Below are 13,135 nucleotides of genomic sequence, written 5' to 3' on the forward strand. Positions count from 1 at the left end.
CAGCGTTGGGAGGAGGAGGTTGCCGTTCGATGATTTGAGAATACTGCACCACCGATTAAAAAACAGTCAATTTATCGCACTGCAGCATTGCGAATATCGCATGGCTTTCCAGAAGGCTTGCTCCGCAGCTTTTCCCTGCTTAGGGTACGCGCATGAGCTTGCAATCCGTCAAAGACTTCTTCTCCACACATGCCCCCGACCTATCGGTCATCGAGACCGAGCAGAGTTCCGCCACCGTCACGCTTGCTGCGCAGGCGCACGGCGTCGATCCGGACCAGATCGCCAAGACGATCTGCCTGCGGGCGGGCGATGAGGTGATCCTGCTTGTGGCATCCGGCACCAGCCGGCTGGACAATCGCAAGTTCCGGGATCGATTCGGCGCAAAGCCGCGCATGCTCGGGGCGGAAGACGTGGTCGCGCAGACAAGCCACCCGGTCGGTGGCGTGTGTCCGTTCGGCTTGCCGCAGCCGCTCGCCGTCTACCTCGACGACTCGCTGCGACGTCATGCGGAGGTTGTTCCGGCCGCTGGCGCGATCAATGCGGCCGTGCGCATTGCGCCCGACCGCATGGCAATGCTGGTCTCGGGTACCTGGGTCGATGTTTGCCAGCCACCGGCCAGCGAGCCGGTTCAGCTGTAGTAGCGGCGATACCAGGCCTGCTTCTGCTCCAGCGAAGTTGAGGCGACCAGATAGCCAATGGCAAAACCGATACCGCCCACGAGCGTCATCAGCGTCGTGGCCGTTGCCGGATGTTCGCGGATCACACCCGCAACGGAAGAGGTTTCTTCCTGAACATAGGCAGCGGCGGTGCCGGCGCGCTCCCGCACGGCAGCATAGGTTTCGCTGCCAAAATCGGAGAGACCTTCGCGAATGCTGGCGATTTCCGCACGCAGGGCGCTGAGTTCCGCCCGGATGGCGGCGCTACCCTCCTCGCTGGCGCGGCTTGCATGGACCTGCGCCTCGTTCATTGCCTGGGGATCTGTCATGAAAGTCTCCTTGCTGGAAGCCATGCCGGACGGCAAGGCGATGGGTCATCAGGAGACCGATCAACGGTGAAGCAGGCTTTGAGTTCCGTCAGAAGCGCAGGCAGGGAGCGCAGACGATGCCTGTCGTGGAAAGAAGACGGGGACTGTTCCGCCCCAACATCCCTGTTATCGTCATTTGTGAGAAGTCAGCACGCGCAGGAGACGATGCGGTGTCAGCGCGCCTGCGCGAGCGTTTCTGCAAGCGAGGCGAGTGCCTCTTTCTCGCTCATTCCCTTCTGCAGGGAGTTGACCAGAATGAGCGCCAATGCCTCGCCATCCGGGCTCGCCTTGCTGATCTGATGCTGGGCGCATGCCGCATCGAATACCTGCTGCAGCAAGGAAAGCTGATCAGGATGGACAGGACGCCTTACAACCTGTGACTGCATCGCAACCTCCAATTCAAGCGACCCCCATGGCCGCTACCCAAGACACCGCATCCTTTCGCATGCAAACCTGCGCAACGAGGCTCCGGGACCGCCACAGAACCAGGTCTCGTTGCCCGAAAAGGAGCCACTCCTGGCCCAAACCTTCCGACTAAATTCCAGCCCGCAAAGTTGTATGACCTTACGCTAAATTTGCAACTACCATTATTTAGGGATGAGTTAGTATATACTCAATTTGACATATTTTTGGCGCGGATCAACCTCCCGGCACGGAAGGCCACCCCAGCAGATCACCCGCATTGGTAGAGGCACCCGTCTGCGACCAGCGCACCCCTTCGGGCGCCAGGCAAACTGCGCCAATGCTTAACCTCCCCTTAAATCGCCGTATTTAGAGTGCAACGAGCCTCGACAAGGGCTGACGAGCGCCTGTGAAGGCACTTCCGCGATTCATCTGTACGTCGGGACCGGCTGAAGACGCCCGGAACTCCGCGCGTGCGCCCGAGAGACAGTAGGGAACACGGCCACCGCACATGGCATTGGGCAAGAAACCCCGCAACCGCGTTGAACCTTCCTTCGGCGACGAGGCCGAGGAGGAGGACTTCCGCGTCGAGGCGGAGGAGCGGATCACCGGCCCGGCACGCCGGAGGAAGCCCAGGCTATCTGCCGCCGAAGACGATGACGAAGCGCCCCGCAAGCGCAGCCGGCGGTCCGGACGGGAACGGCCAGGCTTTTTCGGGCATGTGTTCGGCACGATCCGCCGGATGATCTACTGGTCCATCGTGTTGTGCGTCTGGGGCGTGATCGGCATTGGTGGCCTTGTTGCCTACTATGCCTCCCAGATGCCGTCTGCCAGCACCTGGTCGATCCCCGACCGTCCTCCGAACGTCAAGATCACGGCGCTCGACGGTAGCCTGCTCGCCAATCGCGGCGTGACCGGCGGCGAGGCGCTCGCGCTGGAGGAAATGTCACCCTTTCTGCCGCAGGCGGTGATCTCCATCGAGGACCGCCGTTTCTACTCGCACTACGGCATAGACCCCTTCGGCCTTGCGCGCGCCTTCGTCAACAACCTGACGGGCCGCAGCATCCAGGGCGGCTCGACGCTGACCCAGCAGCTGGCCAAGAACCTGTTCCTGTCTCCCGACCGCACATTCGAGCGCAAGATCCAGGAGGTGCTGCTGGCGCTGTGGCTGGAGCACAAATTCACCAAGGACCAGATCCTCACCCTCTACCTCAACCGGATGTATTTCGGGTCGAACGCCTATGGGGTGGAGGCCGCCTCGCAGCGATACTTCCACAAGTCGGCGCGCGAGGTAAATCTGGCCGAAGCGGCAACGCTGGCCGGTCTCCTGAAGGCGCCGACACGCCTGTCGCCTGCGCGTGATCCCAAGGCCGCCGAGGAGCGCGCCCAGGTGGTGCTCGGCACCATGCGCGAGGAAGGCTATATCACCGAAGACGAGGTGAAGACCGCCATGTCGCAGCCGCCCGCCAAGGCGCGCAGCTACTGGAGCGGTGCCGAACACTATGCCGCCGACACCGTGATGGACGAGGTAAAATCGCTGATCGGCGAGGTGAAGAGCGACATCACCGTCGAGACCACCCTCGACCTCCGGCTGGAAAAGGAAGCCGACAAGGCACTGAACGACGTGCTGAAGAAGGATGGCGCAAAGCTCAACGCCTCGCAGGTGGCGCTGGTCTCGATCGATGCGACGGGCGCCGTGCGCGCGCTGGTCGGCGGACGCGATTACGCCGAAAGCCAGTTCAACCGCGCCGTCAAGGCCAAGCGCCAGCCGGGCTCCGCCTTCAAGCCCTTCGTCTATGCCGCCGCGCTGGAGGCCGGCTACACGCCCGATACCGTGATGGTCGACGGCCCCGTGAAGATCGGCAACTGGACGCCGGAAAACTACGAGCAGAAATACAGCGGTAACGTGACCCTGACGACGGCGCTGGCCCATTCGCTGAACACGATCGCCGCACAGCTTGTCATGCAGGTCGGCCCGGACACCGTCATCCGCATGGCACACCGGCTGGGCATCGAATCGGATCTGCAGCCGAATGCCTCGATCGCGCTCGGCACCTCGGAAGTGTCGCTGCTGGAACTGACCGCCGCCTATGCGCCCTTCATGAACGGTGGCTACAAGGCAACCCCGCACACGGTCAGTCGCATTCTCGATGCCGATGGCAAGGTGCTTTACGAAGCGGATTATTCCAACCCGCCGCAGGTCCTGAGCGAGCAGGTGGTCGCCACCATGAACGGCATGTTGAGCCATGTGCTGACCGAGGGTACCGGCAAGGCGGCGAAGCTTGCCAACTGGGAAGCAGCCGGCAAGACCGGCACCACCCAGTCCTTCCGCGACGCGCTGTTCGTCGGCTACACCAGCACGCTGACGACAGGCGTCTGGTTCGGCAATGATGACGGAACCTCGATGAAGAAGGTGACCGGCGGGGGGCTGCCGGCCCGGGCCTGGAAGGACTACATGACGGCAGCGCTCAAGGGCTACAGCCCGACGCCGCTGTTCGGGGTCGGCATCCAGCCCGCCCCGGCGCAGCAGCCTGCCCCCTCCGGCAACCTGTCGATCAACGACCTGATTTCGGGCGTGCTGCCCGGCAATGCGCGCGATCTCTATCCGCCGGCACCAGCCGCGCCGGGCGCGGAGGACGCGGCGGCAGCGAATCCGCCGGTCGCGGCGCCCGCCGGCCAGATGCCCGCGGCGCAGGTGCCCGCGGCGCAGGTGCCATCCGCACAGGCAGCTCCCCCGCAGCAGGTTCCACCGACCGGTCTTCCGCCAGCCGCCGTCCAGCCTTCGCGGCAGGCCTCCGGAAACCAGCAGCAGGGTCGCATGCCGCCCGCAGCGCCTGCGGCCGTGCGCCCCGGCGACATGCGCCGCGCTGCGCCCCAGCCGGAGGACGGCGGCGTGCAGGATTACCGCGAATATCGCGGCCCGTTCGACGGACCGGTACCGCCCGGCAGTGTCGGCGGCGGACCGGTTCCGCCGGCCGATGTCGGCGGCTATCGCGGTGGTTCCGCACCGCGTCACACCACGCTGTTCGACATCATCATGGGCCAGTGAGAAACCTGCGGAACCCCTTTGCCAAAGGCTTATTTTTGCTCGCCTGTCGGCTGCATCTCGCCTTGCAGTCGGAAAATCCGGTCCTTATATACGCCCCATGAAAGCAGTGTCATGCTGCAAACCCATCCCAGTCGAGGAGCTGTCAGTGGAATGCCTTTGAGGGGGTTCCGACGGTTCGCTTAAAGGAGAGAGAAGAAATGGCAAAAGTAATTGGCATCGACCTTGGCACCACCAATTCCTGCGTCGCCATCATGGATGGCAAGGACGCGAAGGTCATCGAAAACGCCGAAGGCGCGCGCACCACGCCCTCGATGGTGGCCTTCACGGATGATGGCGAGCGTCTCGTCGGCCAGCCGGCCAAGCGCCAGGCCGTGACCAACCCGACCAACACGCTGTTCGCCGTCAAGCGCCTGATCGGCCGCCGCTTCGACGATCCGACGGTCGAGAAGGACAAGGGCCTCGTCCCCTACGATATTTCCCGCGGCGACAATGGCGATGCCTGGGTCAAGGCAAACGGCAAGGGCTATTCCCCCTCGCAGATCTCCGCCATGATCCTGCAGAAGATGAAGGAAACGGCGGAAGCCTATCTCGGTGAAAAGGTCGAAAAGGCCGTCATCACCGTTCCCGCCTACTTCAACGACGCCCAGCGCCAGGCCACCAAGGATGCCGGCCGCATCGCGGGTCTTGAAGTTCTGCGCATCATCAACGAGCCGACCGCTGCAGCACTGGCCTATGGTCTCGACAAGAAGGACGGCAAGACCATTGCTGTTTACGACCTTGGCGGCGGCACCTTCGACATCTCGGTTCTGGAAATCGGCGACGGCGTCTTCGAAGTGAAGTCGACAAACGGCGACACCTTCCTCGGCGGTGAAGACTTCGACATGCGTCTGGTCGAATATCTCGCAGCCGAGTTCAAGAAGGACCAGGGCATCGACCTCAAGGGCGACAAGCTGGCCCTGCAGCGCCTGAAGGAAGCCGCCGAAAAGGCCAAGATCGAGCTGTCCTCCTCGCAGCAGACCGAAATCAACCTGCCCTTCATCACCGCAGATGCCTCCGGTCCGAAGCACCTGACGATGAAGCTGACGCGCGCCAAGTTCGAAAGCCTGGTCGATGATCTCGTCCAGCGCACGATCGCGCCCTGCAAGGCAGCCCTCAAGGATGCCGGCGTCACCGCCGCCGAAATCGATGAAGTGGTTCTGGTCGGCGGCATGAGCCGCATGCCGAAGGTTCAGGAAACCGTGAAGCAGCTGTTCGGCAAGGAGCCGCACAAGGGCGTCAACCCGGACGAAGTCGTGGCGCTCGGCGCTGCCATCCAGGGCGGCGTTCTGCAGGGCGACGTCAAGGACGTGCTGCTGCTCGATGTGACCCCGCTGTCGCTCGGCATCGAAACGCTCGGCGGCGTCTTCACCCGTCTGATCGACCGCAACACGACGATCCCGACCAAGAAGAGCCAGGTCTTCTCGACCGCCGACGACAACCAGCAGGCTGTCACCATCCGTGTCTCGCAGGGCGAGCGCGAAATGGCAGCGGACAACAAGCTGCTCGGCCAGTTCGACCTCGTCGGTCTTCCGCCGGCACCGCGTGGCGTTCCGCAGATCGAAGTCACCTTCGACATCGACGCGAACGGCATCGTGCAGGTCTCGGCCAAGGACAAGGGCACCGGCAAGGAACAGCAGATCCGCATCCAGGCCTCTGGCGGTCTCTCCGACGCCGACATCGAAAAGATGGTGAAGGATGCCGAGGCGCATGCCGAGGAAGACAAGAAGCGCCGCGCCGGCGTGGAAGCCAAGAACCAGGCCGAAAGCCTGATTCACTCCACGGAAAAGTCGCTGAAAGAATATGGCGACAAGGTTTCCGAGACCGACCGCAAGGCGATCGAGGATGCCATTGCCAGCCTGAAGACCGCGGTCGAAGCCTCCGAGCCTGACGCCGATGACATCCAGGCCAAGACGCAGACGCTGATGGAAGTGTCCATGAAGCTCGGCCAGGCCATCTATGAAGCACAGCAGGCGGAAGCCGGTGCTGCCGGTGGCAAGGCGGAAGACGGCGTGGTCGATGCCGACTACGAGGAAATCAAGGACGACAAGAAGTCGGCCTGACATCCGACGGGTATTCCAACTGTAATCGCGTAAGTATCCGGCTGCCCCAGTGCAGCCGGAACCCTTTCGGGAGCCGTTACCTCCATGGCAAAAGCTGACTATTACGAAACGCTGGGTGTCGGCAGATCGGCTGACGAGAAGGAGCTGAAGAGCGCCTTCCGCAAGCTCGCGATGAAATATCATCCGGACAAGAATCCGGACGATGCTGAATCCGAGAAGAAATTCAAGGAAATCAACGAGGCCTACGAGACCTTGAAGGATCCCCAGAAGCGGGCAGCCTATGACCGCTTCGGCCATGCGGCCTTCGAACAGGGTGGCATGGGTGGTGGCGGCTTCGGCGGCGGTCAGGGTGGCTTCGGCGGCGCCGGTGGCTTCTCCGACATCTTCGAAGACATCTTTGGCGAGATGATGGGTGGCGGCCGTGCGCGCCGATCCTCCGGCGGGCGGGAACGCGGCGCCGATCTTCGCTACAACATGGAAATTTCGCTTGAGGAAGCCTTTTCCGGCAAGACCGCGCAGATCCGCGTGCCGACGGCGGTGACCTGCGATGTCTGCTCCGGTTCAGGCGCCAAGCCCGGCACGCAGCCGAAGACCTGCGGCACCTGCCAGGGCTCCGGCCGGGTTCGCGCCAGCCAGGGCTTCTTCTCGGTGGAGCGCACCTGTCCGACCTGCCACGGGCGCGGCCAGATCATTCCCGACCCCTGCACCAAATGCCACGGCCAGGGCCGCGTGACGGAAGAGCGCTCGCTCTCGGTCAACATCCCCTCGGGCATCGAGGACGGCACGCGCATCCGCCTGCAGGGCGAAGGCGAGGCCGGTACCCGCGGTGGTCCCTCGGGCGATCTCTACATCTTCCTGTCGGTGAAGCCGCACCCGTTCTTCCAGCGCGACGGCGCGGATCTCTACTGCACCGTGCCGATCTCGATGACGACGGCAGCACTCGGCGGGACCTTCGACGTGGCAACGCTCGACGGCACCAAGTCGCGCGTGACGGTTCCGGAAGGCACCCAACCGGGCAAGCAGTTCCGCCTCAAGGGCAAGGGCATGCCAGTGCTGCGCTCCGCGCAGACGGGGGATCTCTATATCCAGATCCAGATCGAAACCCCGCAGAAGCTGACCAAGCGCCAGCGCGAACTGCTGCAGGAATTCGAGGAGATCTCGTCCAAGGAGAATAACCCGGAATCCACCGGCTTCTTCGCCCGCATGAAAGAGTTTTTTGAGGGGTGAGCTACGACGGCGCAGCCGGCAAAACGTGCCAGTGGCACGTTTTGAGCAGCGAACGCCCTGAGCCAAAGCGAAGGGCCGGGGCGCAAACCGGCTGCGGTGATTGCATAACGCCCCCCATCCAAATCACACAAACGCCGGCCCTCGGGCCGGCGTTTGTGTATCCACCCTTGCCCATCGTCAGGCGACCGCCCTCAGCCCTGCGCCGGCGAGCAGCGTGGCGAACAGCAGCAGACCGATGGCGGCGATGCGGTGAATGAGGGTGTGGGTGCGCGCCGATCCGCCCTCCCGCCGCAGCAGGCTGCCGCCGAGGATCCAGGCGCTGGCGGCGCTAAGCACCAGCAGCGCAAACATGAGAAGCCAGGGCAACAGGGCAGCAAGCGCGCCGCGCGGCATGATCACGAGGCCGATGATCAGTGCCTTCGGATTGAGGCAGGTGGTGACGAAGACGCTCCGCCAGTCGATCCGGCGCGCGCCTGCGGCCTGTGGCTGAATGGTCCAGAGCTTGATCGCCAGAAAAAAGACCCAGACGCCGGCCGCAAGCTTCGCCCACAAAGCAAGCACAGGCCGTTGTTCGAACAGCGGCGCGGCAAGCGTCGCGACAGGGATGATGATCAGGAGATAGCCGGCCAGCTCCGCCGAGATCAGCGGCGCGGCCCTCTTCCAGCCGTGCTGATAGCCGGCGAGCGCCATCAGCGTGTTGGTGGGGCCGGGTGTCGCCAGAAGCAACAGTATGGACAGACAGAAACTCAGCACGCCCCACCCTTTCGACGATATGGCACGGCCGGTCCCTAGCAGGTCCGACAAGGGGCCGTCCTGATCGATATCAATCGGCCCGGGAACATGTGCGCGACAAATGCCGGGCTTCCCCGGCACAGCGTCAGGACCGCGGGCGGGCGCGGGGAATGACCAGCCAGTGCAGATATTTCAGGATCAGCGGGGTGACGACGAAGATGATGCTGAACACCATCACCGGCGTGATCAGCAGCGTGCGATGCCAGGTCGCCCAACCCTCCGTGAGCGGCACCAGCACGTAGAGAAGCGTGGTGATCACGGGATAGACACAGAGCATCAGGACCATTGCGAGCCGCAGGCGATGCGGTGCCGCCCGTGGTGCAGGGAGAGGCCTGTGATCCGCCTGCGGATGAAGATGATCGTGATGGGGGTGGATGTGAGGATGAGGATGGGGATGGGGATGGGGATGGGCGACGGCCTGCGGCAGACCGGCCGGTGGCTCTTCCACCCGCACAGCAGGATGCGAAGACTGCCCTCTGGCAGAAGTTTGTTCCGGAGCCATGGATCCATCCAATAAAAACGAGCCGTTTCGTATCTATTCAAATTGACGTTTTGAGGCAAGGGATTTTCCGCGACGGGGTTTTTCATGCTACCAGACGCAGAACCGCAGCGGCCGCTCCACACGAGCAATGTCGCGGCAAGGAAGCAGCATGACGTCAGATCCCCGCAGAACCTCCATCGGCGCGCAGCGCAACCCGGAAAGCCGCGATGCAATCCTGAAGGCGGCAACCGACATCATCACGGAATCCGGTCTGGCCGGCTTCTCCATCGAGGCGGTGGCACGGCGCGCGCGGGCGGGCAAGCCCACGATCTATCGCTGGTGGCCCTCGCGCGGCGCGCTGCTTCTGGCGATCTACGAGCTGCAGAAACCGGACCTCAAGATGCCCGACACCGGCGCGCTGGAGGAGGACATTTTTCTGTTCCTGAAGGGCCTGATCGGCCACTGGCGGGACACACCGGCCGGCGCCATCTATCGCTCGATCCTGGCCGAGGCACAGTCGAACGATGCCTCGGCGCGCGTGGTGGGCGACTACACCGCCGGGCGCTATCACTGGATCGGCGAGATCCTCACGCGCAACAAGGCACGCGGCACGCTGGCCGACGATGTCGATGCCAACATGGCCGGCGAACAGATCGCAAGCTTTGCCATCGCGCGGCTGGTGATGCACCGCCTGGCTATCTCCGATTCCGAACTGCGGCTCGCCGCGCGGCAGTTCGCGCAGGGCCTGCGCAAACGCTGATGCGGCAGCACCCCGCAGCCCATCGGAATCGCCGTGCTGCTATCAGTAATGCGGCGGCCGGGTGATGGCCGGCGCTTCGAGCGAGGCCTCCTCCAGCGACAGGAACCGCTCCGTCAGGCGGTCGAGCTTCAGGCGGGTCTGCTCCACCACCTTCCATTGCTCGGCAAGCTGCTCGGACAGCTCATCGATCGTCTTCGCCTGATAGGCGACGATTTCTTCGAGCTTGGTGATGCGATCGAGATCGGACAGGATGTTTTCGGTCATGGTCTCTCTCCTAGCTGAGTGCCCATGGGCTGAAAAGATCTGCCCCTCAAACCGCGTGGCGAGAGCAGAGTTCCCCCTCGCCTTCCGCTCGACCGGCCTCAGCCTCGGTCCTTCTTGCGCTTGTAGGGCATCAGCATGACAGCCGATGCGGTGACGGCGCCGGAAAAGGTGAAGGCCAAGGGCGTTGCAAGAATGAAGCAGACGAGCCAGGGATGCTGCGAGCGCACGATGCGCGAGCCGAGGCCACCGAGATCGAAGGCAATCATCGCGCCGGCGATGCTCAGGCCGAGCGCGAAACCAAACAGGGCGTTGCCTGCCAGGAAGCGCAGCATGTGCCAGTGGTCTGCGCGGGCTTCTTCGGGTGTAAGTTCCTCAGGCATGCTCATGGACCGTCCTCCCCCGGATCGATGAACGTGAGGAAGTTCTAACATGATTTGCCGCGATGTCGTCCATGGAATTTTCGGGGAACCAGGGGCCGGAGCCGGAGGGCACACCGCGCGGCGAAAGACCGGGCGAAACGGATGAGGAAAGACCGCAATACTTGCCTTGAGCGGCCTGACGGTCTAGCTCCCTGTCACGTGAAACGCGCAAGGCATCATGGCTGACAAGACCTTCCTGACCCGGCTGACGCTGACCGACTTCCGCAATTATGCGGAGGCCTCGCTTCGGCTCGACGCGCGGCATGTGGTACTGACCGGCGACAACGGCTCGGGCAAGACCAATCTGCTGGAAGCGGTGTCCTTTCTCTCGCCCGGCCGCGGCCTGCGCCGCGCTGTGCTTTCCGATGTGACGCGGGTTGGCGCAAGCGGCGGCTTTTCGGTCTTTGCCGAGGTCACCGGCCGCGAGGGCGAGGTGTCGATCGGCACAGGCATCGATACCGGCGAGGAGGCCACCAGCCGGCGCCTGCGCCTCAACGGCACGCCGGCGCGCTCGGTGGAGGAACTGACAGACCATCTGAGCGTATTGTGGCTGACGCCATCGATGGACGGGCTGTTTACCGGGGCCTCGTCCGACCGCCGCCGTTTTCTTGACCGGCTGGTGCTATCGCTCGATCCGGCCCATGGCCGTCGTGCCGCAGACTACGAACGCGCCATGCGCAGCCGCAACCGGCTGCTCTCGGAAGGTCGCTTCGATCCCGCCTGGCTGTCCGGCATAGAAGTGCAGATGGCCGAACTCGGCATTGCCATGGCTGCGGCGCGCAGCGAAATGCTCGGCCTGCTCGCCGCCCTGATTGCCCGCAGCAGTGCGACCCCTTTCCCCTCGCCGGACCTCGCGCTGTCGGGTTTCCTCGACGATCAGGCGGGACGTCCCTTTGCCGAGCTGGAGGAGGAATTCCTCGCCGCCCTGCGCGACAGCCGCCATCGCGATGCCGCCGCCGGCCGCACGCTGACCGGGCCGCACCGTGCCGATCTTCTCGTGCGCCACCGGGAAAAGGACATGGAGGCCGAACGCTGCTCGACCGGCGAGCAGAAGGCCCTGCTGGTTGGCCTCGTTCTCGCCCATGCCCGGCTGACCGCCGACATGACCGGCCATGCGCCGGTGCTGCTGCTGGACGAGATTGCCGCGCATCTCGACGAGGGTCGCCGCGCCGCCCTCTTCGATCTGGTCGACGGGCTTGGCGGCCAGGCCTTCATGACCGGCACCGATCGCGCCATGTTTTCGGCGCTGGGCGAGCGCGCGCAGTTTTTCATCGTGCATCAGGGTGCCATCCTGTCGTGACCGCCTGCGTGGAAAAATCGGGTTTCCCTTTCGCCTGACTGGTTCTAGGGTCAGTCCATGGAATCACTCGGCCCCGATGAAATCGAACGCTACAAGCGGCACATCCTGCTTCCCGAAGTCGGCGGCGAAGGCCAGCAGAGGCTGAAGCGCGCCCGCGTGCTGGTGATCGGCGCAGGCGGGCTCGGCGCACCCGTGCTGCACTATCTGGCAGCCGCCGGCGTCGGCACGCTCGGCATCGTTGATGATGACCGCGTGTCGCTCTCCAACCTGCAGCGGCAGGTGATCCATGATTCCGGCACGCTCGGCGAACTGAAGACGCAGAGCGCGCGGGAGGCGATCGCGCGGCTCAATCCGCATGTGCGCACCCTCGCCTTCGAGGAGCGTTTCGGACCGGATTTCGCCGCCCTGCATCTCGGCCGCTTCGACCTCATCATCGACGGCTCGGACAATTTCGACACGCGCTATGCCGCAGCCGATGCGGCGGAAGCGGCCAGGATACCGCTGGTGACCGGCGCCGTCGGCCGCTTCGACGGCACGCTGACGGTGCTGAAACCCTGGGAGACGGATGCCGAGGGACAACAGAATCCCACCTATCGCGATCTCTTTCCCGCTCGCCCGCCGGAAGGGCTCGTGCCCGCCTGCGCCGAAACCGGCGTCATCGGCGCGCTGACCGGCGTGATCGGCACGCTGATGGCCATGGAGGCGATCAAGCTGATCGTCGGGATCGGCGAACCGCTGACCGGCCGGTTGCTGATCTATGACGCGCTGTCGGCAAGCTTCAATACCATCCGTTACAAGAGACGCAGACAAAAGACAGCATCATGATCACGATTACCCGCATCCCCGAGGATTTCAGCGACTGGCCCGGCCTTCTGGCGCTGATCCGCACCGCCTTTGCCTCCATGGACGGCGTGATCGACCCGCCTTCGTCTGCCCACCGGCTGACACCGGAAAGTCTGGCCGAAAAGGCGCGTGCCGAAATCTGTCATCTGGCACTTGAAGACGGCATTCCGGTTGGCTGCCTCTTCCTGAAGCCGGAAGCGCCGGATTGCCTCTATGTCGGCAAGCTGGCCGTCCTGCCGCATCTGCAGGGCAAGGGCGTTGGCCGCCGCCTGCTGCAGGCGGCGGAAGAGGAAGCGCGGCGCCACAATTTGTCCCGGCTTCGCCTCGAGACCCGCATCGAACTGGTCCAGAACCATGCGACGTTTTCCGCCTGGGGTTTTGTCCGCACGGCCGAGAAATCGCATCCCGGCTTCGACCGGATCACCTTCATCGAGATGCAGAAAATGCTGGCCACGCCCGCGGAGCAACGACGGCC

Annotated in this window: 14 protein-coding genes; 8 read left to right on the top strand and 6 right to left on the bottom strand. The window is 63.9% G+C overall.

What is annotated here, in order from left to right:
• Nucleotides 1-152 precede the first annotated feature (152 nt).
• The gene (locus FNA46_RS17755) at nucleotides 153-638 is read left to right on the top strand and encodes a YbaK/EbsC family protein (protein ID WP_143126544.1); all 486 of its coding nucleotides are present in this window, start codon (nucleotides 153-155) and stop codon (nucleotides 636-638) included.
• On the opposite strand, the gene FNA46_RS17760 is transcribed toward FNA46_RS17755, so the two are convergent.
• Together FNA46_RS17760 and FNA46_RS26130 are read right to left on the bottom strand one after the other, a co-directional pair.
• Nucleotides 629-985 (bottom strand): hypothetical protein, encoded by a 357-nt coding sequence (locus tag FNA46_RS17760; RefSeq protein WP_143126545.1) that lies wholly within the window; start codon nucleotides 983-985, stop codon nucleotides 629-631. The genes FNA46_RS17755 and FNA46_RS17760 overlap by 10 nt on opposite strands.
• 212 nt (nucleotides 986-1,197) lie before the next feature.
• The gene (locus tag FNA46_RS26130; protein ID WP_185969900.1) at nucleotides 1,198-1,362 is read right to left on the bottom strand and encodes a hypothetical protein; all 165 of its coding nucleotides are present in this window, start codon (nucleotides 1,360-1,362) and stop codon (nucleotides 1,198-1,200) included.
• 575 nt (nucleotides 1,363-1,937) lie between these two features.
• On the opposite strand from FNA46_RS26130, the gene FNA46_RS17765 reads away from it, so the two are divergent.
• The 3 genes from FNA46_RS17765 to dnaJ all read left to right on the top strand — a co-directional run bounded on the left by FNA46_RS17765 (nucleotide 1,938) and on the right by dnaJ (nucleotide 7,801).
• Complete coding sequence (locus FNA46_RS17765) at nucleotides 1,938-4,475, top strand: PBP1A family penicillin-binding protein (RefSeq protein ID WP_143126546.1); 2,538 nt, start codon at nucleotides 1,938-1,940, stop codon at nucleotides 4,473-4,475.
• A gap of 197 nt (nucleotides 4,476-4,672) precedes the next feature.
• The gene (dnaK, locus tag FNA46_RS17770) at nucleotides 4,673-6,574 is read left to right on the top strand and encodes a molecular chaperone DnaK (RefSeq protein ID WP_143126547.1); all 1,902 of its coding nucleotides are present in this window, start codon (nucleotides 4,673-4,675) and stop codon (nucleotides 6,572-6,574) included.
• 84 nt (nucleotides 6,575-6,658) lie between these two features.
• The gene (dnaJ, locus tag FNA46_RS17775) at nucleotides 6,659-7,801 is read left to right on the top strand and encodes a molecular chaperone DnaJ (RefSeq protein WP_143126548.1); all 1,143 of its coding nucleotides are present in this window, start codon (nucleotides 6,659-6,661) and stop codon (nucleotides 7,799-7,801) included.
• A gap of 177 nt (nucleotides 7,802-7,978) precedes the next feature.
• Here dnaJ and FNA46_RS17780 read toward each other — a convergent pair whose 3' ends face one another.
• Nucleotides 7,979-8,554, bottom strand: a complete 576-nt coding sequence (locus FNA46_RS17780; protein ID WP_143126549.1) for a LysE family translocator — start codon at nucleotides 8,552-8,554, stop codon at nucleotides 7,979-7,981.
• A gap of 124 nt (nucleotides 8,555-8,678) precedes the next feature.
• On the bottom strand, nucleotides 8,679-8,879 hold the full coding sequence (locus tag FNA46_RS17785) for a putative antibiotic biosynthesis monooxygenase (protein WP_143126550.1): 201 nt from the start codon (nucleotides 8,877-8,879) through the stop codon (nucleotides 8,679-8,681).
• 364 nt (nucleotides 8,880-9,243) lie between these two features.
• Here FNA46_RS17785 and FNA46_RS17790 point away from each other — a divergent pair, with 364 nt between their 5' ends.
• The gene (locus FNA46_RS17790; protein ID WP_143126551.1) at nucleotides 9,244-9,834 is read left to right on the top strand and encodes a TetR/AcrR family transcriptional regulator; all 591 of its coding nucleotides are present in this window, start codon (nucleotides 9,244-9,246) and stop codon (nucleotides 9,832-9,834) included.
• Nucleotides 9,835-9,876: 42 nt separating this feature from the next.
• Here FNA46_RS17790 and FNA46_RS17795 read toward each other — a convergent pair whose 3' ends face one another.
• Nucleotides 9,877-10,098, bottom strand: a complete 222-nt coding sequence (locus FNA46_RS17795; protein ID WP_425468777.1) for a SlyX family protein — start codon at nucleotides 10,096-10,098, stop codon at nucleotides 9,877-9,879.
• 98 nt (nucleotides 10,099-10,196) lie between these two features.
• Nucleotides 10,197-10,484 carry a hypothetical protein gene (locus tag FNA46_RS17800; protein ID WP_143126552.1) on the bottom strand — a complete coding sequence of 96 codons (288 nt, stop codon included), beginning with the start codon at nucleotides 10,482-10,484 and terminating at the stop codon, nucleotides 10,197-10,199.
• Nucleotides 10,485-10,695: 211 nt separating this feature from the next.
• Here FNA46_RS17800 and recF point away from each other — a divergent pair, with 211 nt between their 5' ends.
• From recF to FNA46_RS17815, 3 genes are all read left to right on the top strand, one after another.
• On the top strand, nucleotides 10,696-11,817 hold the full coding sequence (recF, locus tag FNA46_RS17805) for a DNA replication/repair protein RecF (RefSeq protein ID WP_143126553.1): 1,122 nt from the start codon (nucleotides 10,696-10,698) through the stop codon (nucleotides 11,815-11,817).
• A 57-nt stretch (nucleotides 11,818-11,874) separates the two neighbouring features.
• The gene (locus FNA46_RS17810; protein WP_143126554.1) at nucleotides 11,875-12,642 is read left to right on the top strand and encodes a molybdopterin-synthase adenylyltransferase MoeB; all 768 of its coding nucleotides are present in this window, start codon (nucleotides 11,875-11,877) and stop codon (nucleotides 12,640-12,642) included.
• Nucleotides 12,639-13,135: GNAT family N-acetyltransferase (locus FNA46_RS17815; RefSeq protein WP_425468778.1), on the top strand; the 497-nt coding region annotated here is incomplete at its 3' end. The genes FNA46_RS17810 and FNA46_RS17815, both read left to right, overlap by 4 nt.

The sequence above is a fragment of the Affinirhizobium straminoryzae genome, assembly GCF_007004135.1.
GTDB classification, from domain to species: Bacteria; Pseudomonadota; Alphaproteobacteria; order Rhizobiales; family Rhizobiaceae; genus Neorhizobium; species Neorhizobium straminoryzae.